The sequence below is a fragment of the Paramixta manurensis genome, assembly GCF_013285385.1.
Classification (GTDB): Bacteria; Pseudomonadota; Gammaproteobacteria; order Enterobacterales; family Enterobacteriaceae; genus Paramixta; species Paramixta manurensis.
The window spans coordinates 961,777-985,962 of the sequence record NZ_CP054212.1; the positions used below are offsets into that span (position 1 = coordinate 961,777).

General features: G+C 52.8%; 22 protein-coding genes. 11 read left to right on the forward strand and 11 right to left on the reverse strand.

Annotation, left to right across the window (positions count from 1 at the left end):
- Nucleotides 1–49 precede the first annotated feature (49 nt).
- Nucleotides 50–1,333 (reverse strand): cystathionine gamma-synthase family protein, encoded by a 1,284-nt coding sequence (locus PMPD1_RS04620; protein WP_173632936.1) that lies wholly within the window; start codon nt 1,331–1,333, stop codon nt 50–52.
- Between the two features lie 267 nt (nt 1,334–1,600).
- Here PMPD1_RS04620 and hpt point away from each other — a divergent pair, with 267 nt between their 5' ends.
- Nucleotides 1,601–2,137, forward strand: a complete 537-nt coding sequence (gene hpt / locus PMPD1_RS04625) for a hypoxanthine phosphoribosyltransferase (protein WP_173632937.1) — start codon at nt 1,601–1,603, stop codon at nt 2,135–2,137.
- Nucleotides 2,138–2,220: 83 nt separating this feature from the next.
- On the opposite strand, the gene can is transcribed toward hpt, so the two are convergent.
- Nucleotides 2,221–2,883, reverse strand: coding sequence for a carbonate dehydratase (can, locus tag PMPD1_RS04630; RefSeq protein ID WP_173632938.1), 663 nt, complete (start codon nt 2,881–2,883; stop codon nt 2,221–2,223).
- 109 nt (nt 2,884–2,992) lie between these two features.
- Here can and PMPD1_RS04635 point away from each other — a divergent pair, with 109 nt between their 5' ends.
- The 4 genes from PMPD1_RS04635 (at nt 2,993) to PMPD1_RS04650 (ending at nt 5,754) form a co-directional block, all read left to right on the forward strand.
- Nucleotides 2,993–3,919 (forward strand): ABC transporter ATP-binding protein, encoded by a 927-nt coding sequence (locus PMPD1_RS04635; protein ID WP_173632939.1) that lies wholly within the window; start codon nt 2,993–2,995, stop codon nt 3,917–3,919.
- Nucleotides 3,916–4,686 (forward strand): ABC transporter permease, encoded by a 771-nt coding sequence (locus PMPD1_RS04640; protein ID WP_173632940.1) that lies wholly within the window; start codon nt 3,916–3,918, stop codon nt 4,684–4,686. The genes PMPD1_RS04635 and PMPD1_RS04640 overlap by 4 nt, the downstream gene beginning before the upstream one ends.
- Before the next feature lie 335 nt (nt 4,687–5,021).
- Nucleotides 5,022–5,240: a hypothetical protein gene (locus tag PMPD1_RS04645; protein WP_173632941.1), complete on the forward strand. Its 219-nt coding sequence runs from the start codon at nt 5,022–5,024 to the stop codon at nt 5,238–5,240.
- Nucleotides 5,241–5,556: 316 nt separating this feature from the next.
- Complete coding sequence (locus tag PMPD1_RS04650; protein ID WP_173632942.1) at nt 5,557–5,754, forward strand: hypothetical protein; 198 nt, start codon at nt 5,557–5,559, stop codon at nt 5,752–5,754.
- A gap of 90 nt (nt 5,755–5,844) precedes the next feature.
- Here PMPD1_RS04650 and panD read toward each other — a convergent pair whose 3' ends face one another.
- The 9 genes from panD to thpR all read right to left on the reverse strand — a co-directional run bounded on the left by panD (nt 5,845) and on the right by thpR (nt 12,871).
- Nucleotides 5,845–6,225, reverse strand: coding sequence for an aspartate 1-decarboxylase (panD, locus tag PMPD1_RS04655; protein ID WP_173632943.1), 381 nt, complete (start codon nt 6,223–6,225; stop codon nt 5,845–5,847).
- Nucleotides 6,226–6,298: 73 nt separating this feature from the next.
- Complete coding sequence (panC, locus tag PMPD1_RS04660; protein WP_173632944.1) at nt 6,299–7,153, reverse strand: pantoate--beta-alanine ligase; 855 nt, start codon at nt 7,151–7,153, stop codon at nt 6,299–6,301.
- A 15-nt stretch (nt 7,154–7,168) separates the two neighbouring features.
- The gene (gene panB / locus PMPD1_RS04665; protein WP_173632945.1) at nt 7,169–7,963 is read right to left on the reverse strand and encodes a 3-methyl-2-oxobutanoate hydroxymethyltransferase; all 795 of its coding nucleotides are present in this window, start codon (nt 7,961–7,963) and stop codon (nt 7,169–7,171) included.
- A gap of 100 nt (nt 7,964–8,063) precedes the next feature.
- On the reverse strand, nt 8,064–8,543 hold the full coding sequence (gene folK / locus PMPD1_RS04670) for a 2-amino-4-hydroxy-6-hydroxymethyldihydropteridine diphosphokinase (RefSeq protein ID WP_173632946.1): 480 nt from the start codon (nt 8,541–8,543) through the stop codon (nt 8,064–8,066).
- The gene (pcnB, locus tag PMPD1_RS04675; RefSeq protein WP_354292882.1) at nt 8,540–9,955 is read right to left on the reverse strand and encodes a polynucleotide adenylyltransferase PcnB; all 1,416 of its coding nucleotides are present in this window, start codon (nt 9,953–9,955) and stop codon (nt 8,540–8,542) included. Before pcnB ends, folK begins: the two co-directional genes overlap by 4 nt.
- Nucleotides 9,956–9,995: 40 nt before the next feature.
- Nucleotides 9,996–10,922: a tRNA glutamyl-Q(34) synthetase GluQRS gene (gene gluQRS, locus PMPD1_RS04680; RefSeq protein ID WP_173636117.1), complete on the reverse strand. Its 927-nt coding sequence runs from the start codon at nt 10,920–10,922 to the stop codon at nt 9,996–9,998.
- Between the two features lie 67 nt (nt 10,923–10,989).
- The gene (dksA, locus tag PMPD1_RS04685; RefSeq protein ID WP_158781770.1) at nt 10,990–11,445 is read right to left on the reverse strand and encodes an RNA polymerase-binding protein DksA; all 456 of its coding nucleotides are present in this window, start codon (nt 11,443–11,445) and stop codon (nt 10,990–10,992) included.
- Nucleotides 11,446–11,626: 181 nt separating this feature from the next.
- A complete protein-coding gene (sfsA, locus tag PMPD1_RS04690) occupies nt 11,627–12,331 on the reverse strand; it encodes a DNA/RNA nuclease SfsA (RefSeq protein WP_173632947.1) in 705 nt (234 codons plus the stop codon).
- A 12-nt stretch (nt 12,332–12,343) separates the two neighbouring features.
- Nucleotides 12,344–12,871, reverse strand: a complete 528-nt coding sequence (thpR, locus tag PMPD1_RS04695) for an RNA 2',3'-cyclic phosphodiesterase (protein ID WP_173632948.1) — start codon at nt 12,869–12,871, stop codon at nt 12,344–12,346.
- Nucleotides 12,872–12,949: 78 nt separating this feature from the next.
- Here thpR and hrpB point away from each other — a divergent pair, with 78 nt between their 5' ends.
- From hrpB to fhuB, 6 genes are all read left to right on the forward strand, one after another.
- Nucleotides 12,950–15,394 carry an ATP-dependent helicase HrpB gene (gene hrpB, locus PMPD1_RS04700; protein WP_173632949.1) on the forward strand — a complete coding sequence of 815 codons (2,445 nt, stop codon included), beginning with the start codon at nt 12,950–12,952 and terminating at the stop codon, nt 15,392–15,394.
- Nucleotides 15,395–15,498: 104 nt separating this feature from the next.
- Complete coding sequence (mrcB, locus tag PMPD1_RS04705) at nt 15,499–18,006, forward strand: bifunctional glycosyl transferase/transpeptidase (protein ID WP_173636118.1); 2,508 nt, start codon at nt 15,499–15,501, stop codon at nt 18,004–18,006.
- A 219-nt stretch (nt 18,007–18,225) separates the two neighbouring features.
- On the forward strand, nt 18,226–20,430 hold the full coding sequence (gene fhuA, locus PMPD1_RS04710; protein WP_173632950.1) for a ferrichrome porin FhuA: 2,205 nt from the start codon (nt 18,226–18,228) through the stop codon (nt 20,428–20,430).
- Between the two features lie 46 nt (nt 20,431–20,476).
- Nucleotides 20,477–21,271 (forward strand): Fe3+-hydroxamate ABC transporter ATP-binding protein FhuC, encoded by a 795-nt coding sequence (gene fhuC / locus PMPD1_RS04715; protein WP_173632951.1) that lies wholly within the window; start codon nt 20,477–20,479, stop codon nt 21,269–21,271.
- Nucleotides 21,272–21,287: 16 nt separating this feature from the next.
- Nucleotides 21,288–22,163, forward strand: a complete 876-nt coding sequence (gene fhuD / locus PMPD1_RS04720; protein ID WP_173632952.1) for a Fe(3+)-hydroxamate ABC transporter substrate-binding protein FhuD — start codon at nt 21,288–21,290, stop codon at nt 22,161–22,163.
- On the forward strand, nt 22,163–24,145 hold the full coding sequence (gene fhuB / locus PMPD1_RS04725) for a Fe(3+)-hydroxamate ABC transporter permease FhuB (RefSeq protein ID WP_173632953.1): 1,983 nt from the start codon (nt 22,163–22,165) through the stop codon (nt 24,143–24,145). The genes fhuD and fhuB overlap by 1 nt, the downstream gene beginning before the upstream one ends.
- The last annotated feature ends 41 nt before the right edge of the window (nt 24,146–24,186 follow it).

Consider the following 24,186-nt stretch of genomic DNA (forward strand, 5'->3'; position numbering starts at 1 on the left):
CCAACGCAAGGGGCGAAGTTGCCATCGCCCCTATACGCGCAGAGACTCGTTACGCTTGCTCCAGCGCCAGACGCAGGTCCTCGATTAAATCCTCTTTATTTTCGATACCGATCGACAAGCGAATCGTCGAATCATTGATGCCGATACGCTGGCGAACATCAGCCGGCACGCCGGAGTGGGTGGTGCTGCCTGGATGGCTGGCGAGTGATTCGGTTCCGCCCAGGCTAACTGCTAATTTAAACAGTTGAAGCGCGTTAAGAAAACGGAACGACGCTTGCTGGCCGCCGCGAATATCGAACGAAAAGGTTGAACCGGCGCCGCTGCATTGATGATGATATGTCTGGCCCGCCGCAGAAGCCGGATCGAGAAAAGCTAAGTAGTGGATCTTTTCTACTTTCGGATGGCTGTGCAGAAACTCCGCTACCGCTTCGGCATTGCTATTGGCTTTTTCCATGCGTAACGACAGCGTCTCCAGCGAACGGCCGATCATCCAACTGGAGTGTGGGTCCAGTTGGGTGCCGATGGCGCTACGCAGCGCCTTCACTTGGCTCATCAGCGCTTTGCTGCCCATTGCCGCGCCGGCAATCAGGTCGGAATGGCCGCCAACATATTTGGTCAGCGAATAGAGCGAAATATCCGCGCCGTGTTCAATCGGGCGCTGAAATACCGGCCCCAGCAATGTGTTATCGCAGGCGATAATTGGGCGGTGCCCCTGACGTTGACCAATGTTTTCCGCTACGCGCCGCATAAGGGCAATATTAACCAGGCTATTGGTAGGGTTCGCTGGTGACTCCACCAGGATAACCGCCACTCTTCCTTGTTTCATTGCTTCATCGGCAGCGGCCTGCACCGCGCTTTCATCGTTTCCATCGCTAAAACCGACCGCGCTCACGTTCAATTGGCGAAAAGTTTTACTCAATAACGTCTCGGTACCGCCATACAACGGCTGAGAATGCAAAATAACGTCACCTGGCGTAGTGAAGGCTAACAGCGTGGTAGAAATTGCCGACATACCGGAAGAGAACAGCGCGCAGCTATCGGTACGTTCATAAACCGCCAACCGATCTTCCACAATTTCGCTATTCGGATGATTAAAGCGTGAATAGACCAAGCCGCCAGACATCCCTTCCGGTGGCACGCGGCGGCCGGAAACGTAATCGAAAAAGTCACGGCCATCTTCTGCGGTTTTAAACACGAACGTCGAGGTCAAAAACACCGGCGGTTTAACCGCGCCCTCTGAAAGCGCCGGGTCGTAACCATAGTTAAGCATTTGCGTTTCCGGCTGGAGCGGACGCGTGCCGATATGGGTTTTTTTAGAATGTGCGGCTGTCATGCGATCTCCTGATATTTCTGCATGCCTTACTGTATTGAGCATAAGCTAACATGCGGTTGAGAGCGCTGATAAATGAATTAACGTTCTAAGTTTAAAACTATTTGCATGATGAAATTCGATAAAACTCTATTTTAGCAGTCTATACGGCTGAGTGATGGTGGGGGCGATTGCCGCGTCGATGCGCCGGATAATCGTGCGTGTCGGTACGCGGCGTGCGGTGAAATGTGATAGACTGCGGCGCTTTCCTTACGCAACAATCTGAATGCTATGAAACACACCGTAGAAGTCATGATCTCCGAAGCGGAGATCCATTCCCGTATTGCCGAGCTGGGCAAACAGATCAACGAACATTACCGTGACAGCGGCAGTGAAATGGTGCTGGTTGGCCTACTGCGCGGTTCGTTTATGTTTATGGCCGACTTATGTCGGGCAATTGACGTACCGCATGAGGTGGATTTTATGACCGCTTCCAGCTATGGCAGCGGTATGTCCAGCACCCGTGATGTAAAAATCCTGAAAGACCTTGATGAAGACATTCGCGGAAAAGATGTCCTGATTGTGGAAGACATCATCGATTCCGGCAATACACTGAGCAAAGTGCGGGAGATTCTGCGTCTACGTGAACCGAAGTCGCTGGCGATTTGTACTTTACTGGATAAACCGGAACGTCGTGAAGTGGATGTGAAGGTTGAGTTCGTCGGCTTTGCCATCCCTGATGAGTTCGTGGTGGGATATGGAATTGATTACGCTCAACGTTATCGCCATCTGCCATACGTTGGGAAGGTCGTTATCCTGGAGCCTTAAGCGACGCGGGTTTTAACCGCTGCTTAACAGCACAATCAACCAAGGCCGGCCCCGCCGGCCTGTTATATTATGCAGCCCGCCTGTCAGCGATGACGGTCAGGATTGTTAAGCAGGTTAGAGATACCGTGGCGGTAACGTTGTTCAAGAATTTCGCGATTCGTTGCCGTAACGCCAAGGTCGCGTAAGCAACCGTCGTGGATACCGTAAACCCAACCGTGAATGTTGACCTTCTGCCCACGTTTCCAGGCCGATTGCATGACAGTTGAGTGACCGAGGTTATAAACCTGTTCAATTACGTTGATTTCACACAATTTATCGAAACGCTTTTCAGGCGGAAGTTGGCCGAGTAACGAGCTATGCTTGTACCACAAATCGCGAATGTGCAGCAGCCAGTTATTGATTAACCCCAGTTCTGGGTTTTCGACCGCCGCCTGCACGCCGCCGCAGCCATAGTGACCGCAAATAATGACGTGCTCGACTTCCAGCACTTCAACGGCATATTGCACCACGGACAAGCAGTTTAAATCGGTGTGAATCACCAGGTTGGCAACGTTACGATGAACAAACAGCTCGCCCGGCTCCAGGCCGGTTAAACGTTCAGCGGGAACGCGGCTGTCAGAACAGCCAATCCACAAAAAACGAGGTTTTTGCGCAAGGGCAAGACGTTCGAAGAAACCGGGATCTTCATTGACCAGCAACTTTGACCATTCGCGATTATTGCTGATGAGCGTATCAATTTCGTTCATTTAGGTATTGCCTTGTAACACGTCAAAATGCGTTGACGTACTATAGGTCAACGCCTGGTAATTTTAAACGGCAAAAACAAAACCATACAAACAGGGTATGCATTTCTCTATGACTTATGCACTGGAACTAGAAAAGCTGACCAAGACCTATCCCGGTGGCGTACAGGCGCTGAAAGGGATCGATCTGAATGTCGAAGCAGGCGACTTCTATGCACTGCTTGGGCCAAACGGGGCAGGGAAGTCCACCACTATCGGGATTATTAGCTCGCTGGTAAATAAAAGCGCCGGTAAGGTGCGAGTATTCGGTTATGACCTGGAACACGATGTGGTGAACGCCAAGCGTCAGCTCGGTCTGGTGCCGCAGGAGTTCAACTTCAACCCGTTTGAAACGGTACTACAAATTGTGGTCAATCAGGCGGGCTACTATGGCGTTGAGAAACATGACGCGCTGAAACGTGCAGAAAAATACCTCAATCAACTCGATCTGTGGGGCAAACGCAACGAGCGCGCCCGGATGTTATCGGGCGGTATGAAACGTCGACTGATGATTGCGCGTGCGTTGATGCACGAACCTAAGCTTTTGATTCTGGATGAGCCGACCGCCGGGGTGGATATTGAGTTGCGCCGCTCCATGTGGGTGTTTCTGAAAGAGTTAAACGCACAGGGCACTACTATTATCCTCACCACGCACTATCTGGAAGAGGCGGAAATGCTGTGCCGCAATATCGGCATTATTCAAAGCGGCGAGTTGGTTGAAAACACCTCAATGAAAGGCCTGCTGTCAAAACTCAAGTCGGAAACCTTTATCCTCGATCTGGCGACCAAGAGTCCGTTGCCAGAGTTGGAAGGTTTTCAGTATCGGCTGGTAGATACCTCGACGCTGGAAGTGGAGGTGATGCGTGAGCAGGGGCTGAACAGTGTGTTTAGCCAGCTTAGCGCGCAGGGTGTACAGGTGCTGAGTATGCGTAATAAAGCGAACCGTCTGGAAGAGCTGTTTGTCGGTTTGGTGCAGGGCCAGAAAGGAGAGAAAGCATGACGCATCTGTATTGGGTCGCGCTAAAAAGTATTTGGGGTAAAGAGATTAACCGGTTCGCGCGTATTTGGATTCAGACGCTGGTGCCACCGGTCATTACCATGACGTTGTACTTCATCATATTCGGTAACTTAATTGGCTCCCGCATTGGCGATATGCATGGGTTCACCTACATGCAGTTTATCGTGCCGGGCCTGATTATGATGGCGGTGATCACCAACGCCTACGCGAATGTCGCCTCTTCTTTTTTCAGCTCGAAGTTTCAGCGCAATATTGAAGAGTTGCTGGTGGCACCGGTGCCGACGCACATTATCATTGCCGGCTATGTGGGCGGCGGTGTGGCGCGCGGAATTTGCGTGGGGATTCTGGTCACGGCGGTGTCACTCTTCTTTGTGCCATTCCATGTGCACTCCTGGCTAATGGTGGCGATAACACTGCTGCTGACCGCGATTTTATTTTCGCTCGCGGGGCTGCTCAATGCAGTATTTGCACGTACATTTGATGATATCAGCCTGATCCCGACCTTTGTGCTCACGCCGTTGACCTATTTGGGTGGTGTGTTCTATTCGTTAACGCTGTTGCCACCAATATGGCAGGCGATTTCGAAATTGAACCCAGTGGTCTATATGATCAGTGGCTTCCGCTATGGTTTCTTGGGAATTAATGATGTTCCACTGGCATTTACTCTGTCGGTGCTGATTGCCTTCATTGTGGTGTTCTACATTCTGGTGTGGGTACTTATTCAACGTGGTCGAGGTTTGCGAACGTAGCCCTTAAGGTGGTTGATTAAAAAATCAGCCAGTTATCAGTATTAGTTGTTACTTAGCCAAGTCATTAAATTGACTTGGCTTTTTTTATGTCCAATCAAAAGGCATCGTTATTATTGCGATACAAATTGGGTGATTAATTAAAATTAAATGGACTTTTTGCGCGTACTCTTTTTATCAGCAGGTAGTATAATTAAATGATAACAAAAAATTATATGATGCTGTTTTGTTTTTTAGTGTTGAGTTTTATCTTTTAAGGATTTTTATAGATGATCCTGCATTAACTTCAGTATTAATGAATAGCACTACACTCTTGTTAACAGCAAAGGATAATGTTTATGAAAGAAATAAAAAAAACGGCTTGTCAGTATGTCTCCGGCGGGATCTATCCGTCTGAATCTGGCTGGAGGCATCTCCCTTTTGACGGCTGGAAATCCCAGATGTTAGAAGGCCTAACGCCGGATATTATCGAAATACTGGAAGGTTATGGCGTGGAGATTGAAAGCATTGATTGGGAAGAGAACTATAAACTTTATCTCAATATGGTCCCCGCCTAAGAATAACCAAATCACTTTCAGTAGAGCACCTTACTACAGGGTTAAACCTATTTAACCCTGTTTTTTTCATTATCACTATTCAACCTTCTTCACGCAGCGGCTTACGCACCTGTCTTGATATTTTCATCAATTTTTTAGGTACCTATCGTAAGGTTTTTTAAAAACTATGGATGGGTTTCGGAATGAGAAAACACCGTCAGTCGCGTTACACTTTCTATCGTTGAAATCAACATTCTCGCTGTCTTTTGAGGTGGAAAATCAAAAGAATACCTCAATCGGCGGTATAGATATGACCTACTAAACCAGGGTGAAAATAATGGAACTGATTAAAAAAACAGAACTGCATAAAGTCGTTGGTGGTAAGTTGCTCCCGGATGCCCCGGCTCAATCACTGGAATATCAGGTAGAAAAACCAGGTTTTTGGGATTATTTGTCAGACGGTATTTTGAAACTCTTCGGTCAAGAGAATACCAAAGTTAAACTGTGGGAAGAGTTTAATAAGTTGTTTAAATAACCACTAGCTTAGGTTGGTGTCAGCTATAGCAACGCATAAGGTTATTTTGCAGAGCCTGGGTTCTCCGGGCTCTGCATTTTGACTGCCTAATTAGGCAACCTGAACCGGAACCGCCTTGGCCAGACGTTTCATTTGGTTATCGCCTTCGAAGTAAGCCACTTTCGGCTGCCACTCACGCGCTTCGGCGTCTGCCATCTGCACATAGGAACAGATAATTAAAATATCGCCTTCACAAGCGCAACGCGCCGCTGCGCCGTTAACGGAAATAATTTTTGAACCGCGCTCAGCGGCGATCGCATAGGTCGAAAAACGCTGACCATTGGTCACGTTATAGATATCGATCGCTTCATACTGAAGGATGCCGGAGGCATCGAGAAAGTCCTGGTCGATGGCGCAGGAACCTTCATAATGCAAGTCAGCCTGGGTCACTTTTACCCGGTGCAGCTTGCCTTGCAACATGGTGCGTACCATAACTTTATTACCCTGTTCTTCACTGCAATTAATCAAAAAAACGCCACAGTATTGCCTGATAACCGGCCGTTGTCTATTGCGTTAAATCAATCTGCTGATTATCAATCAACCGTGCTTTACCCAGCCATGCGGCCATTAAGATTACTGCCTGCTGGCTATCGACCGAGAGCGGTAGCAGTGTCTGCGCATCGCAAATTGCTAACCCATCCGGGCGTAAACCTTTTTCCTGTAACTCGGTTTCAGCAGCTTCGATAATCTCTTCAATATGGCGCTCACCATTAGACAGTTTTTCCGCCATACTGTTCATCACCCGGCTTAGTGTTGGCGCCAGTTTACGCTCATCGGCGGTGAGATAGCCATTGCGGGAACTCAACGCCAGCCCGTCTTTGGCTCGCACCGTGGGTACGCCGACAATTTCGGTATCGTAGCCCATATCTGCCGTCATCTTGCGGATCAACGCCAATTGCTGGAAATCTTTTTCGCCAAAGCAGGCGAGGTCAGGCTGAACCAGGTTGAACAATTTACTTACCACGGTCGAGACGCCGCGAAAATGTCCCGGACGGCTGGCGCCTTCCAACAGCGTGGAAAGCCCTGGTACTTCGACAAAAGTCTGCGTATCTAACCCTTTCGGATAAACATCTGCCGGGGCAGGGGCAAACACCAAATCAACCTTCCGACGGTTCAGCTTTTCGCAATCTTCCTGCAAGGTACGCGGATAGCGCGCCAGGTCGTCAGCCCGCTCAAACTGCATCGGGTTAACGAAAATGCTGACAACCACGATGTCGGCCCGCTCGCGAGCTTCATCGACCAGCGTCATGTGACCATCATGTAGATTGCCCATGGTAGGAACCAGCGCAATGCGCTTACCTTCCTGACGCCAGCGGCGGATTTCCCGGCGCAGCATCGGCAGCGTTTCAATAATCAGCACAACTTTTCTCCCGGTTTACTGGAAACTGTGTTCTTCGGCCGGATAGCGGCCCTCTTCAACCTCAGTGATATACTGACGCACCGCCGCGCGAATATCGCCATTGCCACTGAGGAAGTTTTTCGCAAATTTAGGAATATGACCGCCGGTAATGCCAAACACATCATGCATGACCAAAATTTGCCCGTCAGTCACATTACCGGCGCCAATACCGATCACCGGGATAGTGAGCGCTTCGGTAACGCGCTTCGCCAGCGCTACAGGTACGCATTCAAGTACCATTAGCTGCGCGCCCGCCGCTTCCAGCGCCAGAGCGTCATCCAGCAGTTGGTCAGCAGCAGCGCTATCGCGCCCCTGGATTTTGTAACCACCAAAAATATTGACCGATTGCGGCGTAAGCCCCAAATGCCCGCATACTGGCACCGCACGCTCAGTAAGCTGTTTCACCGTTTCAGCCAGCCATTTTCCCCCTTCCAGTTTGACCATGGTGGCGCCGGCGCGCATTAACTGCGCCGCATTATCAAAGGTTTGTTCCGGGGTGGCATAGCTCATAAATGGCAGATCGGCGAGCAACAAGGCATGGGGAGCGCCACGACGAACGGCTTGAGTATGATAGACAATATCCGCAACCGTCACGGGTAGCGTTGAATCATGGCCCTGTACCGTCATACCAAGCGAATCACCGACCAGCATCACCTGCATACCTTCATCGGCAAACAGTTTGGCAAAGCTAAAGTCATAGGCGGTAATCGAGGCAAATTTGCGCCCGGTTTGTTTCCATTGGCGGAGATGAGAAATGGTGGTGGGTTTCATGACAACCTCTGTACAAAAGACGAGTTATTCTGTCGGCGCAGCGTACTTTGGCCCGGTCAGCCTGGGATGAAGCGCCGGCGTAACGGAAGATTATTGTGCATTACCATCGGCAAATAGCGCTACTGTCAAGTTGTGCTAATACGGTGCGAATGGTGGTGCCATCAGGGAAGCAGGCATTCGGTGCGATATCGATCAGCGGTAGTAACATAAAAGCGCGATTGTGCATGTCATAGTGCGGCACGGTGAGACGTTCGCTATTTAACGTTTGCGTACCAAACAACATGATATCGAGATCCAGGGTACGTGGCCCCCAACGCTCAGCCTTACGTACCCGGCCCTGTTCTTGCTCAATACGCTGAGTATGGTCAAGCAGCGCTTCCGGGCTTAGCGTGGTATCCAGTGCCACCGCCGCGTTAAGATAATCTGGCTGATCGGGGGGGCCATAAGGCGGTGTACGATAAAGCGCAGACGTTGCCACCAAATGGGTATGTGGGATGGCGGCCAAGGCGGCAAGCGCATTTTGCACCTGTTGCAGTGGGTCAGCGAGATTACTGCCTAAAGCCAAATAGACGCGGTTCATGCGTTGCCGCTGTTTTCACGGCTCTGCCCGCCAGGACGCTTACGCGGACGGCGCGCACGTCGACGCGGCGCAGGATCGTCGCCAAGGTTATTCAGCATATTTTTCTGCTGCGGCGGCGCGGCAACCTGGAACTCACCCCACCATGCGGCGAGGCGTTGTAATTCGCTATTATTTTCAACTTCGGCACGCAGCGCTAACAAATCATAAGCCGCGCGGAATTTAGGATGTTCCATCAGTTTCCACGCGCGTTTGCCGTGACGGCGTGACATACGCAATTGCAGTTGCCAAATATCGCGAACCAGCGTGGTAATGCGTTTCGGGATTGCCAGCGCGCGGCAGGCCTCATCCAGCACGTCATTCATTGCGAGTGCAAAAGCATCATACCAAACCAGGCCGCCTTCCTGCGCAATGCGTTGCGCGGTTTCATTTTGCGGATACCAAAACATGGCGGCAAACAGGAAGGCTGGATTGACACGCATCTGGTTATGGATACGGTTATCGGTATTTTTCAACACTTGGCTTACCATCCGCTCCATCGCGCTATCACCTTGCTCGGTGAAATAACGCGTAATAATTGGGAACAGCGGCTGGAAAAGTTGGTATTCGCGCAGTTTTAAATAGGTGCTGTAGCCATAACCGGTCTGCAATAATTTCAGCGACTCTTCAAACAAGCGCGCGGGCGGAATATCATGCAACAGGGTCGCAAGGCGCGGAATCGGCTCGGCGGTTTCCGCAGCGATGGTCATTTCCAGCCGCGCGGCAAAACGCACCACGCGCAGCATCCGCACCGGATCTTCGCGGTAGCGGGTCTCCGGGTTACCAATCAGGCGCACAATGCCTTGCTGCAAATCTTTCAGGCCGCCCACATAATCCCGAACGGTAAAATCGGCCACGCTGTAATAAAGGCTATTGATGGTTAAGTCGCGCCGTTGCGCGTCATCCTCAATCGTTCCGAAAATATTATCGCGTAGCAACATACCGCTTTGCGCACGCTGAGAATTATTGCGATCTTCTTCCGCCGCTTCTTCCTGATGATGCCCACGGAAGGTCGCAACCTCAATCACCTCCGGGCCAAACATAACATGCGCTAAACGGAAACGGCGGCCCACTAAGCGGCAGTTGCGGAACAGTTTGCGCATCTGCTCCGGCGTGGCATTGGTGGTGACATCAAAATCCTTCGGTTTTTTACCCAGCAGTAAATCGCGTACGCCGCCGCCAACCAGATAGGCTTCGTATCCGGCTTTATTCAGGCGATAGAGCACTTTGAGGGCATTTTCGCTGATGTCTTTGCGCGAGATAGTATGGCTTTCGCGAGGGATGATAGTCATTTGACTCACTTCTTCGACCTCAACTGACGCCTCATCTTCGCGGTTCAGGACTTTCCGGCAAAAATTAGCAACTCGGGTAAAAATGGGACACCTCGATAGTGACGAAAATACGGCAATGATAAAATTAGCGGCTAATCATAGCCTGGCGCGGCCCGTTTGAGAATGCCGATGTCATCGCATCGGTTTTCTCAACATCGCGACACGGGATTTTTGACACATCCCAACCGGCAATCGCGCGTTGTAACAAGGTCGCCAAATCAGCGTCACGCCACCCCTCCGGCTCCGGTTGCCCAAGCACGGATAGCGCCTGAATCAGCACCGGACGCACGTCGCCATCAGGCAAAGGGGGCGCATGGTTTTGTTTCGACAGTTTATTACCGTCGTGATTTAGCACCAACGGTAAATGCAGATAAGTCGGCTCCGGCCATTCCAACTGCCGGTACAGTGCGATTTGCCGCACGGTCGGCGCAATTAAATCGGCGCCGCGCACCACTTCCGTAATGCCCTGAAAATGATCATCGACCACGACCGCTAAGTTATAAGCAAATAAGCCATCGCGCCGATGGATAATAAAATCCTCCCGCGCCAGCGCCAGGTCAACATTAACCTCACCGCGTAATTGATCGTGGAAATGTGTGACCGGGGTAGTTTGACGTAAGCGGAGTGCCGCACCCTGCGCGCCGAGATGCCGATCGCGGCAGTGGCCATCATAATGGCCGCCGAGCTGTTGAATACGGCTACGGGGACAGGTACAAAAATAGCTTTGACGGTGTTCGCGCAGCCAGGCCAACGTATCCCGATAAGCGTGATGACGTTGCGATTGCCATAAGACGTCGCCATCCCAGGTCAAACCATAGTGCTCCAGTTGACGCAGAATAGTGTTCGCGGCGCCAGCCACTTCACGCGGCGGATCAATATCTTCAATCCTGACATACCAACGGCCATGATTAGCCCGGGCTTGCAAATAGCTACCCAGCGCGGCAATCAGCGAACCAAAATGTAATTCACCGGAAGGAGAGGGGGCGAAACGCCCGATATACGATGTCGACATGAACAGAGAGAAAATGAGCAGTGAAGTGGGCAAGTTGCCCCTTCTTCACTGCTACATTCTTATGCCATTAACCGGCCATTTGTTTCTCGCGGATTTCCGCCAGCGTTTTACAGTCGATACATAAATCAGCGGTCGGACGCGCTTCAAGGCGACGAATACCGATTTCAACGCCACAGGATTCACAGTAGCCGAAATCATCGTCTTCAACCTTTTTCAGCGTCTTCTCGATCTTTTTGATCAGCTTTCGCTCGCGGTCACGGTTACGCAGTTCGAGGCTAAACTCCTCTTCCTGAGCGGCACGATCGACCGGATCAGGGAAGTTTGCCGCTTCATCCTGCATGTGAGATACCGTACGGTCCACTTCATCCCTGAGCTGGTTGCGCCAGGCCTCAAGGATTTTCTTGAAGTGCTCCAGCTGGGCTTCATTCATATACTCTTCGCCCGGTTTCTCTTGGTATGGCTCCACCCCAGCGATGGCGAGAATACTCAGGGACGATGTTTTACGGTTTTGCCCTTCTTGCATGTTGTTTCTCCTGGATAACACGCACTATCGATCCCCAAAGGGGATAAAAACAGGCCGCTATAAATAACAGAAGCAGTTAAGGTTGGCAATTATTCCTGAACATGCCTTGACAAGCCTGTGAGGAACAGCGTATTTAGCGCACCGCGCGGAACAACCCTATCACAGCAAATTGCGCTCAATATTACAACTCTACAACCAGCGGCGTATTTAACACGATGCCCGCGGGTGATAACTGCGCTTTATAGCAGAGCACTTCAACGCCACTCTGCCGGGCCTGTACCAGTAGTTCTGCGTAACGTGCGTCAATGTGACGCGCGGGGGAAACGTCCTCAATCCCCGAATGCAAAACGGCAAATAATAGAACCGCCCGATCGCCCGCTTCGGCGATTTTGGTCAGCTCACGCAGGTGCTTCTGACCTCGTTCGGTCACCGCATCCGGAAAATACCCTTTTCCTTGCTGTAACAGCGTCACGGATTTCACTTCAATATAGCAGTTGCGACGCGTACCTGCCTGGAGCAAAAAGTCAATTCGACTCCGCTCGGCGCCATATTTGACCTCAGCGCTCAGCGATTCATAACCGGATAATTCCGGAATTATATTAGAAACCAGCGCTTCGCGTACCACCGTATTGGCGCGTAGTGTATTGACGCAGATCCAGTGCCCTTGCCGCGTTTCCGTCAGTTCCCAACTGTGTGGATACTTACGCGTCAGGCTATCTGAAGTGGAGTACCAAACGGCATCGCCCGGCGTGGCGCAGCCCGTCATCGCGCCGGTATTCGCGCAATGTAGGGTCAGTGTCTCTCCTTCGGGCGTTACTACATCGGCAAGAAAACGTTTATAGCGCATGACTAAGCGAGCCGGGCGTAAAGCTGGTTGATAATCCATGATACATCCTATTCAGAGGGTTAACGGCCAGCGTGCCAGTTCTGCATACGAGGTGCGTCCCTGTTCGAAAACCGATTGATAAAGCGCAAAGTGGTTCACCTCACACTGCCACTGGAAATTGCGAGGCGGTAACGCGATGGGTTTCGTGGCATTACGCAGCAATGTGATATGAGGATGGAAGGGTTGCGGGCTCTGATAACATCCGCTACGGGCGGCCTGTGAACGTAACATCTCTGCTAACTGTAACAACCCACGCGGCGCCTGACGCGCGCCTAACCAAACTACGCCCGCGCGCGGCCAGTGCCCGGCATCATCCAACCGTAAGTGAAAGGCTGGCTGTTGTATACGCCCGGCTAAACGGCGTAACGCGGCGGCTTTCTCATCGCTAACCTCGCCCAAAAAAGCGAGGGTTAGATGCAGGTTCGCGGCGGCAATCGGGCGCCCTGCTTCAGCGGGAAACACGTCGGCACGCCAGCGGATAATCGCTTGCTGTAGCGTATCAGGCAAACCAATGCCGAAAAATAAACGACGTGTGTTCATAGCAGGCTCCGGTAAAGAATTCAGATGAATGCTACAATGCTCGCCATCTTAAGACCACGTCCGTAACGGAGTTTTCGTTTGAGTGCCTTACCCGTGAGTGCCGTATTGCCTGAACTATTGGCGGCGTTACGGCAATCTGCCCAAGTGTTGCTTATTGCGCCAACCGGCGCCGGTAAATCGACCTGGCTGCCGTTACAAATCTTACAACAGGCTGATTTTGACGGGCGTATTTTGCTGTTGGAGCCGCGTCGGCTGGCGGCGCGTAATGTTGCACAGCGCTTGGCCGAATTATTGGGTGAACAGCCGGGCGAAACCGTCGGTTACCGGATGCGTTCGGAAAGCCGCTGCGGGCCGAATACGCGGCTAGAAGTGGTCACGGAAGGCATTTTGACGCGTATGTTGCAGCACGATCCGATGCTGGAAGGTGTGCAATTAGTGATACTGGATGAGTTTCACGAGCGTAGCCTACAGGCGGATTTGGCGTTGGCGTTGCTGTTGGATGTACAGTCTGGCTTACGTGATGATCTGAAAATTTTATTAATGTCGGCAACCCTGGATAACCAGCGGCTGAGCGAGTTATTGCCTGATGCGCCATTGATCGTTTCTGAAGGGCGCAGTTATCCGGTTGAACGGCGCTATCGTCCCTGCCCGGCACATTTACGTTTTGATGAAGCGGTTGCCGCTGAAGTCGCGCAGGTGTTGCGTGAAGAGAGCGGTTCATTACTGCTGTTTTTGCCCGGAGTCGGTGAAATAGAACGCGTCAAAACGCTGCTGGAAGCACGCGTCGGCAGTGATGTTGATCTCTGTCCATTATATGGCGCATTACCACTGAGCACGCAGCAGCGCGCTATCCTGCCTGCGGCAGCCGGGCGACGCAAAGTGGTGCTGGCAACCAATATTGCGGAAACCAGTTTAACCATTGAGGGGATTCGTCTGGTGGTTGACTGTGGGCTAGAACGCGCGGCGCGTTTCGATGCGCGAACCGGTCTGACCCGCCTGGAAACCCAACGGATTAGTCAAGCCTCAATGATACAGCGTGCCGGTCGCGCCGGGCGTCTTACACCCGGTATTTGTCTGCATTTAATTGCTAAAGAGCAGGCTGAACGCGCAATGGCGAACAGCGAGGCAGAGATAACGCGCAGCGAGATGACCGGCCTGTGGCTGGATTTATTACTGTGGGGATGCCATGACGTGGCGCAGCTGCGCTGGCTGGATACGCCGCCAGAAGCGGCACTGTACGCGGCCCGGCAATTGTTACACGCGCTGGGCACCACAGATCACAACGGAAAGCTGAGTGCGAAAGGGCGGCAGATGGCGCAACTCGGTAGCGATCCGCGTTTTGCCGCCATGCTGGTTGATGCTGAAACACAGCCCGACGCGTTAGCAACGGCCGCGTTGTTAGTGGCCATCTTGGAGGAGCCGCCGCGTAACGGCAGCGCCGATCTGCGTGATGCTTTTTATCGTCCGTTGGCGCATTGGCAGCGGCGTGCGCAACAATTGAAAAAACGCCTTGGCGGCGGTGGCGGTGAACCCGATGCGGATTTAATCCCGGCGTGTCTCGCCAGCGCATTTGCCGACCGCATCGCGCGTCGTCGCGGCGAAGAGGGGCGCTATCAGCTTGCCAATGGGATCGGCGTGAAACTGGATAGCGAACAGGCACTGACGCGTTATGAATGGGTATTCGCGCCGCTATTATTGCAGGGCAGCGTACAGCCTGATGCGCGTATTTTGTTGGCGATGCCGCTGGATATTGATGCTTTGGTCAGAACCTGTCCGCATTTAGTTCGTACCATTACCGAGGTGGAATGGGATGAAGACAAAGGGACATTACGTGCCTGGCAGCGGGAAAAGATCGGCGTGTTGACGCTAAAATCGCAACCGCTGACAAAACCGGACGCGCAGACGCTACATACGGCGATGTTGCGCTGGATCCGTGAGAAGGGGCTCGCCGTATTGAATTGGACGCCGGAAGCAGAGCAACTGCGTTTACGCCTGTTGTGTGCTGCCCGTTGGCTGCCTGAAGAGAACTGGCCCGCCAGCAGTGATGAACAATTACTGGCGACGCTGGAAACTTGGTTATTGCCGCAAATGGGCGAGGTTCGAGACTTACGTGGTCTGCGGCAGGTCAACCTCTTACAGGCATTATTACAAATACTCACATGGTCACAACGTCAGCGGCTGGATAGTGAGCTACCAACTCATTACACTGTGCCGACCGGTAGTCGGCTCCCGATCCGTTACGATGCGGAAAAACCGCCCGCGCTGGCGGTACGCTTGCAAGAGATGTTCGGCGAGGCCGCCAATCCTTGCGTGGCGCAGGGGCGAGTGCCATTGGTACTTGAGTTGCTCTCCCCGGCGCAGCGGCCATTGCAGATTACTCGTGATTTAGCGGGGTTCTGGCAAGGGGCGTATCCGCAGGTGCAGAAAGAGATGAAAGGGCGCTATCCAAAGCACCTCTGGCCGGATGACCCGGCCAATGCGTTGCCTACGCGGCGTACAAAAAAGTTTTCTCCGCCTTCTTGAGGTGGAGAAGCATCCTGGTTTCGGAGGGTTCTGCTTTCCGAATGGGTGCGGTGAGAACAGAGTAGTCGGCTTGGCCGATGGCTATCCCTGGAGAAATGAAACGAATGTCTGGGAACGATCGCGAACCTATTGGGCGTAAGGGAAAACAGCCCAAACCGCCGCGTAAGACGGCAGGAAGAGGTCGCCGCAGGGATGATTACGATAATTACGATGACGATCAGGATGATTTTGATGATGAGTACGAGGAGGTAGAACCGGTGCCACGTAAAGGAAAAAGGCGTCCGCCGAGCAAGAAAAGAGGCTGGCTGGGGTTATTTATCAAGCTGTTTCTGATCTTCGTGGTGCTGATGGCGGCCTACGGTGTTTACCTGGATTCCGAAATCCGCAGCCGTATTGATGGCAAAGTGTGGCAGCTTCCTGCGGCAGTTTATGGCCGTATGGTTAGCCTTGAGCCAGGCATGTCCTATAACAAAAAGGAGATGATCGCGCTGCTGGAGGGGACGCAGTACCGTGAGGTAACGCGGATGACGCGGCCGGGCGAGTTTACGGTGCAGGCGAATAGCATCGAAATGATCCGCCGCCCGTTTGATTTTCCGGATAGCAAAGAGGGGCAGATCCGCGCGCGGCTCTCGTTTAGCGGCGGAACGTTGAGCGAAATTAAAAACCTCGACAGTAATCGCGATTTTGGTTTCTTCCGTCTCGATCCCCGGTTGATCACCATGCTGCAATCACCAAATGGCGAGCAGCGTCTGTTTGTACCACGCGCCGGTTTCCCGGACCTGTTGGTGGATACATTGGTGGCAACCGAAGACCGCCACTTCTATCAACATGATGGCATCAGTTTCTACTCCATTGGTCGCGCTTTCCTGGCGAATATTACCGCCGGACGAGCGGTGCAGGGCGGCAGTACGCTGACGCAACAACTGGTCAAAAACCTGTTCCTCACCAATGAGCGTTCGCTATGGCGTAAAGCCAATGAAGCCTATATGGCGCTGATTATGGATGCGCGTTACAGCAAAGACCGCATTCTGGAACTCTACCTGAACGAAGTTTATCTTGGTCAGGCGGGGAACGATCAGATCCGTGGTTTCCCATTGGCCAGTCTGTATTACTTTGGGCGTCCGGTCGATGAGTTGAGCCTTGATCAGCAGGCGTTGCTGGTTGGCATGGTGAAAGGCGCGTCGTTGTATAACCCGTGGCGCAATCCGAAGCTGGCGCTGGAACGTCGTAATCTGGTGTTGCGTCTGCTTCAGCAGCAAAAAGTTATCGACCAGGAGCTGTACGATATGCTCAGCGCCCGGCCGCTGGGAGTGCAACCGAAAGGCGGCGTGATCACGCCACAGCCCGCGTTTATGCAGATGGTGCGTAATGAGTTACAGGCGAAACTGGGCGATAAGGTAAAAGATCTCTCCGGGGTGAAAATTTTCACCACCCTTGATCCCGTCTCACAAGATGCGGCGGAAAAAGCGGTAGAAGAGGGGGTTCCGGCGCTGAAAAAACAGCGTGGCCTGAAAGATCTGCAAACCGCGATGGTGATCGTTGACCGGTTTAGCGGCGAGGTTCGGGCAATGGTGGGTGACGCGAATCCGCAATTTGCCGGTTATAACCGCGCATTGCAGGCACGTCGCTCTATCGGCTCGCTGGCGAAACCGGCGACGTATTTGACCGCGCTCGCGCAGCCGGATAAATATCGTCTGAATACCTGGCTCGGCGATGAGCCGATTGCGCTGAAATTACCGAACGGGCAAGTTTGGAAACCGCAGAACGATGATCATCGCTTTAGCGGTAAGGTGATGTTGGTGGATGCGCTTACTAACTCGATGAACGTGCCGACGGTTAATCTTGGAATGTCGCTCGGTCTGGATCAGGTAGTGGATACCTGGACGAAACTGGGGCTGCCGAAAGATCAGCTTCATCCGGTTCCGGCGATGCTGTTGGGGGCGCTGAACCTCACGCCGATCGAAGTGGCGCAAGCCTTCCAGTCGATCGCCAGCGGTGGTAATCGCGCGCCGGTTTCCGCCTTACGTTCAGTGATTGCGGAAGATGGTACGGTTATGTATCAGAGCTTCCCACAGGCTGAGCGCGTTGAACCGGCACAGGCGGCTTATTTGACGTTGTACGGTATGCAGCAAGTTGCGGCCCGGGGTACTGCGCACGCTTTAGGCGCACGTTTCCCGAATGCGAACTTGGCGGGTAAAACCGGTACCACTAACAATCTGGTCGACAGTTGGTTTGCCGGCGTTGATGGGAAAGAGGTCGCGATAACGTGGGTCGGACGTGATAATAATCAGCCGTCCAAATTGTATGGCGCTTCCGGTGCGATGCAGCTTTATCGCCGTTATCTGGATAATCAGGCACCGATGCCGCTGGTATTGACGCCGCCGGAAGACACCGCGCAGATGAATGTGGATTCCGCCGGTAATTTCGTGTGCGGTACCGGCAGCAGTACCTGGCGTACTCTTCCGGTGTGGACCACCGATGCGAACGCGCTATGTCAGCAGCAACAGCAGCAAGTCCAACAGCAGCAGCAGTTGGAACAACAGCAACAGGATGAGCAGAAAGGGAGCGATGGCGTTGCTGGCTGGATAAAAGATATGTTTGGCAGTAAGTAATACTGTCTATGACAGAGGGGTGGCAGAGATGCCACCCTTTTTTTATGGGTAGATAACCGTGTATTGATTCTGGTTATTCCTTCCGCAAACCCGCACCCACAGCGGATTAATGGTTGCAGAACTTCCTGCGTTTCGCATATTATTCGACCTGCATAATAATAATTCTCGTTTACGTTTGCATCACATCTGCTGTCTTTTAATTTATTCAGAGAAACACTCATGTTTAATGCGCACCATCCTTTCTTCCGCTGCGGCTCGCCGGTCAAGACCACGAAACATCGTCTGGCGGTGCTAATTGCTCTGGGAATCAGTAGCGTTTCGTCAGTTGCTTACGCTGAAAATACCTTAGTTGTGAACGCGGAGAGCGCCGAACCGCAGGAAAATGCCTGGGGGCCAGCTGCCACTATTGCCGCAAAGCACAGCGCGACCGCCACCAAAACCGATACGCCGATTGAAAAAACGCCACAGTCCATTTCAGTGGTGACCAATGAAGAAATGCAAACGCATCAGTTTCAGTCGGTTAAGGAAGCATTGGGCTATACGCCGGGCGTTACTGTAGCGTCACGCGGCGCATCAAATACCTATGACGCGGTGTTAATTCGCGGTTTTGGCTCGGTTAATCAGAATAACTATTTAGATGGGCTGAAGCTGCAGGGTGACTTTTTTAACGAAGCGGTAGTCGATCCTTACATGCTGGAACGCGTTGAGCTAATGCGCGGACCTACCTCGGTTCTCTATGGAAAGAGCAGCCCCGGCGGCATTATTTCTATGGTGAGCAAACGTCCCACGCAGGAACCTTTGCGCGAAGTTCAGTTTAAAATGGGAAGCGATAACCTGTTTCAAACCGGCTTTGATTTTGGCGGGCCGCTGGATGATAACGGTGAGTACAGCTATCGTTTAACCGGGCTGGCGCGTGATGCGGATGAGCAACAAAATTTCTCCGATTCAAAACGCTTTGCGCTGGCGCCCTCTTTTAGCTGGCGTCCGGATGATAAAACTAACTTAACCCTGTTGGCGAACATTCAAAATGAGCCATCGTTGGGGTATTACGGTTGGTTACCGCGCAGCGGCACGGTTGACCCGTTGCCAAATGGGTCGCGTCTCTCGCCCAAATTTAATGAAGGTGCGACCAATAATATGTATGCGCGCCAACAGCGGATGGTGGGTTACAGCTTTGAACACGCGCTGGATGATACCTTTACCGTGCGTCAGAATTTGCGTTATATGCAGTTACGCACCGATCAAAACAGCGTTTACGGCACCGATATTTGTACTGCGGCAACCGGAAGCTGTGCGGGAATTGCCCCCGGCGACCTGAACCATTATCTTAGCCGTGGCACCATTGTTTCACGCGAAAAACTCAATTCATTTGCCGTAGATACCCAGTTAGAGAGTAAATTTACTACCGGTAGCGTGAGCCATACGCTGCTGACTGGCGTCGATTATCAACGGACACGCAATGACGTTAGCGCACTGTTTGGTTCTGCGCCTGCGCTGGATTTGTATAACCCGGTGTTTAACGATTTTGATTTCGCCTCTGCGCCGGGTTACCAGCTTAACCGTCAGGAACAGGTTGGCCTCTATGCACAAGAGCAGGGCGAATGGAACAAATGGGTGCTCACCGTTGGCGGCCGTTACGATTGGTTAAAACAATCGACTTTAACGCGTAGTACTAATACTTCAACCGACCGTAAAGACGGTCAATTCACCTCGCGTGCCGGTCTGAACTATCTGTTTGATAATGGTGTTTCTCCTTATATCAGCTATAGCGAATCCTTCGAGCCTAACTCCGGCGCCGACTTTGGCGGTAGTACATTTGCCCCATCAAAAGGCCGTCAATACGAAGCCGGGGTAAAATATGTGCCGAAAGATCGTCCGATCGTAGTGACGGGCGCACTCTATCAGTTGACCAAAACCAATAACCTGACTGCCGATCCTTCACATGCGTTTTTTAATATTGCCAGCGGAGAAATACGTTCGCGTGGCGTAGAGCTGGAAGCGAAAGCGGCGCTTAATGCCAATATCAACATGACGGCGTCTTATACCTATACCGACGCGAAATACACCAAAGACACGACTTTGCAGGATAAACAGCCGGTACAGGTTCCCCGCAATATGGCCTCTTTGTGGGGGGATTATACCTTCCATTCCGGGCCGGTTTCAGGGCTGACGTTGGGAACCGGCGCGCGTTATTTAGGCGCCAGCTATGGCGATCCGGATAATACCTTTAAGGCGGGCAGTGCCACCCTCGCCGATGCGGTAGTGAAATATGACTTAGGCCGCTTTGGATTAGACGGCTCTTCGATTGCGTTAAATATCAATAACCTTTTCGATCGTCATTATGTTTCCAGTTGCTTTGCGCAACAAGGCTGTTTCTGGGGCGCAGAACGCCAAATCGTGGGAACGGCGACTTTCCGTTTCTAATGTTTAACCGGGCACCTCCGGGTGCCCGCTACACCAGAAGAAAATCATGCACCATCAGCTCGCACAAGAGACTACCTTCAAGTTAGATAGCGTCAGTTTTACCGTGCCGGGTCGTACGCTGTTGCATCCGCTCTCACTAAACTTCCCTGCGGGAAAAGTGACCGGCTTGATCGGGCATAACGGTTCCGGGAAATCCACGCTGTTAAAAATGCTCGGTCGGCATCATGCCGCCAGCGCAGGACAGGTGTTGCTGAATGATCTGCCGGTTGGGCAGTGGCAAAGTAAGAGCTTTGCGCGTCAGGTGGCCTATTTGCCACAACAGCTACCGGCGGCGGAAGGCATGACGGTACGCGAACTGGTCGCGATTGGGCGTTACCCGTGGCATGGCGCGTTAGGGCGCTATGGGGTTGAAGATCGTGAACGTGTGGATGAAGCGATAGCGTTAGTTGGGCTCAAACCCTTTGCGAAACGTTTGGTGGATAGCCTTTCCGGTGGCGAGCGTCAACGAGCCTGGCTGGCGATGCTGGTGGCGCAGAATAGCCGCTGCCTGCTGCTGGATGAGCCTACTTCGGCGCTGGATATCGCCCACCAGGTGGAGGTGCTGGCGCTCATTCAACGGCTTAGTCATGCGCGTGGTTTAACGGTGATTGCCGTCTTACACGACATCAATATGGCCGCACGTTATTGCGACCATTTGGTGGCGCTACGCGGTGGAGAGATGATCGCACAGGGATTACCGGCAGAAATTATGGATGGCGACGTCTTGGAACGTATCTACGGTATCCCGATGGGGATTCTGCCGCATCCGCAAGGCGGGGCGCCGGTAAGTTTTGTGTATTGATCGCAGGAACGTTGTTATGCCGGATATTTTCCGCCGCCGTATGCTTACCGCGATGGCGCTTTCGCCATTGTGGTTGACCGGCGTAGCCCGGGCGCAAGCCCCTGACACAAAGCGTATTATTACGCTGGAATGGTTAACCGTTGAATTATTGATGGCGCTTGGCGTTACCCCGATGGGCGCCGCAGAGCTGCACAATTATCGTGTATGGGTAACCACGCCAGATCTCCCCGCCTCCACACTGGATGTCGGGCTACGTACCGAACCTAATATGGAATTAATCACCCAGTTAAATCCCTCGCTAATCCTCTATTCACAGGGATATGGCCCCTCTCCGGCTAAGCTGGCCCGCATTGCGCCGAGCATGGGGTTCGCGTTCAACTCAGGAGACGGCAAGCCGCTTACCACTGCTCGTCATTCACTACTGCAATTGGCTCAGCGTCTTAATCTTGAGTCGCGGGCGCATCAGCATCTGGCGCAATTTGATGACTTTATCGCCGCGATGCGCACTCGGCTGGCAGCACGCGCGCCAAGGCCGTTATTACTGATGTCATTGCTCGATAGCCGCCACGCGATTGTCTTTGGCAAAGGGAGCCTGTTTCTTGAGGTGATGGATGAACTGGGGATTGAGAATGCTTGGCAGGGCGAAACCAACTTCTGGGGCAGCACGATAATCGGCCTTGAACGTCTGGCGACTATCAAGGGTGCCGATGTCATCTGCTTCGAACATGATAATGCTGCGGTGATGCGGCAGGTCACTTCTACCGCACTGTGGCAATCTTTCGACTTTGCACGCCAACAGCGTTTTAAGCGTGTCCCGGCGGTGTGGTATTACGGCGCAACCTTATCGGCCATGCGCTTTTGCCATACGCTTGATCACGCGCTGGAGGCGTAATGAAACGGCATATCCGCTTTTCTATCACGCTGCTCGGCCTGTTGTTTATCTTGGCTCTGCTGTTAACCCTGTTTAACCTTAACCGCCACTTACCTATGCAACAGTGGCTGGCGGCCTTGCGCGCGCCCGATCCGGATCGGATCGAGAACATGGTGTTTCACTATAGTTTGTTGCCGCGTTTAAGTATCTCGCTGTTAGTCGGCGCTGGGTTGGGGCTGGTCGGCTTGCTATTCCAGCAGTTATTACGTAATCCACTGGCAGAGCCCACCACCCTTGGGGTCGCGAGCGGCGCCCAACTGGGGATCACCGTCGTTACACTGTGGAACCTGCCGGGCGGGGCGTTGACTCAACAAGTGGCGGCGATGAGCGGCTCAGTCATCGTTGGGTTAGTGGTATTTGGTATCGCATGGGGCAAACGTCTTTCTCCGGTGACATTAATTCTCGCCGGGCTGGTCATGAGCCTTTATTGCGGCGCGGTGAACCAGATTTTTGCCATCTTCAATCACGACCAGCTCCAAAATATGTTTTTGTGGAGCACCGGATCATTAAACCAGCAGGATTGGAGTAACGTTCAGTTCCTCTGGCCACGTCTGTTAGCCGGTTTTTTGCTGGCTTTACTCTTGATCCGCCCGTTGACCCTGATGGGGTTAGATGATGGTGTCGCGAAAAATCTAGGGCTGTCATTGTCCCTGGTCCGTCTGGCCGGGTTGGCGTTAGCGATTATCCTGAGCGCAATATTAGTGAGTTCGGTAGGAATAGTCGGGTTTATCGGTCTGTTTGCTCCTCTGCTAGCGCGTATGCTCGGGGCGCGGCGCTTAGCCGCTCGTATGGTGCTCGCGCCGTTGATTGGCGCTTTATTGTTATGGCTGGCCGACCAAACGGTGAGTTGGCTGACCGATGTGTGGCAAGAACTTCCTACTGGTACGGCAACGGCATTGATTGGTGCGCCGCTGTTGCTATGGCTATTACCGCGTTTACGTACCGGTTCGGTACCGCCAGCGCTGGATAAGGGCGATCATATCCCGGTAGAGCGCCATCACATTGTATGGTGGGGGCTGCTGGGCGGCGGCGTGCTTCTGCTACTGCTGGCGACTGCACTCTCTTTCGGGCGGGATGCGCAGGGATGGGTGTGGGCAAGCGGTGACTTGTGGCAGCAGTTGTTACCGTGGCGCGCACCACGTATGGTTGCCGCGTTGGTCGCCGGAGTCATATTGGGGGTTGCCGGTTGCGTGATCCAACGTTTGACCGGTAACCCGATGGCGAGCCCCGAGGTGTTAGGCATCAGTTCCGGCGCCGCTTTTGGCGTAGTGATGATGCTGTTTCTGGTGCCAGATAATGCCTTTGGCTGGCTACTTCCTGCGGGAAGCCTCGGCGCGGGGCTAACATTACTGATTATTATGCTGGTTGCCAGCCGTGGCGGTTTTTCACCCGAGCGTATGCTGCTGGCCGGAATGGCATTAAGCACCGCCTTTACCACGTTGCTGATGCTGTTATTGGCAAGCGGCGATCCGCGGATGGCCTCGTTGCTCACCTGGATTTCCGGCTCAACCTATAATGTTGATGCCACTCAAGCTTGGCATACTGCAGCATGTGCCGCGGTGGTGCTCCTGCTGGTACCGCTGACGCGCCGTTGGTTGACGATTCTACCGCTCGGCGGCGCGACTGCACGTGCGGTGGGGATGGCGTTAACGCCCTCACGTTTGGCGCTGTTGCTACTGGCGGCGATCTTAACCGCCACGGCAACGTTGACCGTTGGGCCACTGAGTTTCATTGGCTTAATGGCGCCGCACATGGCGCGTATGCTGGGTTTTCGGCGTGCATTGCCACAGTTGATCATGGCGGCATTATTGGGCGGAGGGTTGATGGTGTTTGCCGATTGGTGCGGCAGAATGCTTTCGTTCCCCGACCAGATTCCGGCCGGATTAATGGCGACCTTTTTTGGCGCGCCGTATTTCGTGTATTTGCTCAGAAAGGCGATATAGTCGAAGCGAGATTAAGGGATGAGCGCGGCGTGCCGCGCTCA

Bases quoted from the DNA above. Each gene is read 5' to 3' on its own strand.
- PMPD1_RS04620 (WP_173632936.1), bottom strand. From the start codon at position 1,333: ATGACAGCCGCACATTCTAAAAAAACCCATATCGGCACGCGTCCGCTC.
- hpt (WP_173632937.1), top strand. From the start codon at position 1,601: ATGAAACACACCGTAGAAGTCATGATCTCCGAAGCGGAGATCCATTCC.
- can (WP_173632938.1), bottom strand. From the start codon at position 2,883: ATGAACGAAATTGATACGCTCATCAGCAATAATCGCGAATGGTCAAAG.
- PMPD1_RS04635 (WP_173632939.1), top strand. From the start codon at position 2,993: ATGACTTATGCACTGGAACTAGAAAAGCTGACCAAGACCTATCCCGGT.
- PMPD1_RS04640 (WP_173632940.1), top strand. From the start codon at position 3,916: ATGACGCATCTGTATTGGGTCGCGCTAAAAAGTATTTGGGGTAAAGAG.
- PMPD1_RS04645 (WP_173632941.1), top strand. From the start codon at position 5,022: ATGAAAGAAATAAAAAAAACGGCTTGTCAGTATGTCTCCGGCGGGATC.
- PMPD1_RS04650 (WP_173632942.1), top strand. From the start codon at position 5,557: ATGGAACTGATTAAAAAAACAGAACTGCATAAAGTCGTTGGTGGTAAG.
- panD (WP_173632943.1), bottom strand. From the start codon at position 6,225: ATGGTACGCACCATGTTGCAAGGCAAGCTGCACCGGGTAAAAGTGACC.
- panB (WP_173632945.1), bottom strand. From the start codon at position 7,963: ATGAAACCCACCACCATTTCTCATCTCCGCCAATGGAAACAAACCGGG.
- folK (WP_173632946.1), bottom strand. From the start codon at position 8,543: ATGAACCGCGTCTATTTGGCTTTAGGCAGTAATCTCGCTGACCCACTG.
- gluQRS (WP_173636117.1), bottom strand. From the start codon at position 10,922: ATGTCGACATCGTATATCGGGCGTTTCGCCCCCTCTCCTTCCGGTGAA.
- dksA (WP_158781770.1), bottom strand. From the start codon at position 11,445: ATGCAAGAAGGGCAAAACCGTAAAACATCGTCCCTGAGTATTCTCGCC.
- sfsA (WP_173632947.1), bottom strand. From the start codon at position 12,331: ATGGATTATCAACCAGCTTTACGCCCGGCTCGCTTAGTCATGCGCTAT.
- thpR (WP_173632948.1), bottom strand. From the start codon at position 12,871: ATGAACACACGTCGTTTATTTTTCGGCATTGGTTTGCCTGATACGCTA.
- mrcB (WP_173636118.1), top strand. From the start codon at position 15,499: ATGTCTGGGAACGATCGCGAACCTATTGGGCGTAAGGGAAAACAGCCC.
- fhuA (WP_173632950.1), top strand. From the start codon at position 18,226: ATGTTTAATGCGCACCATCCTTTCTTCCGCTGCGGCTCGCCGGTCAAG.
- fhuC (WP_173632951.1), top strand. From the start codon at position 20,477: ATGCACCATCAGCTCGCACAAGAGACTACCTTCAAGTTAGATAGCGTC.
- fhuD (WP_173632952.1), top strand. From the start codon at position 21,288: ATGCCGGATATTTTCCGCCGCCGTATGCTTACCGCGATGGCGCTTTCG.
- fhuB (WP_173632953.1), top strand. From the start codon at position 22,163: ATGAAACGGCATATCCGCTTTTCTATCACGCTGCTCGGCCTGTTGTTT.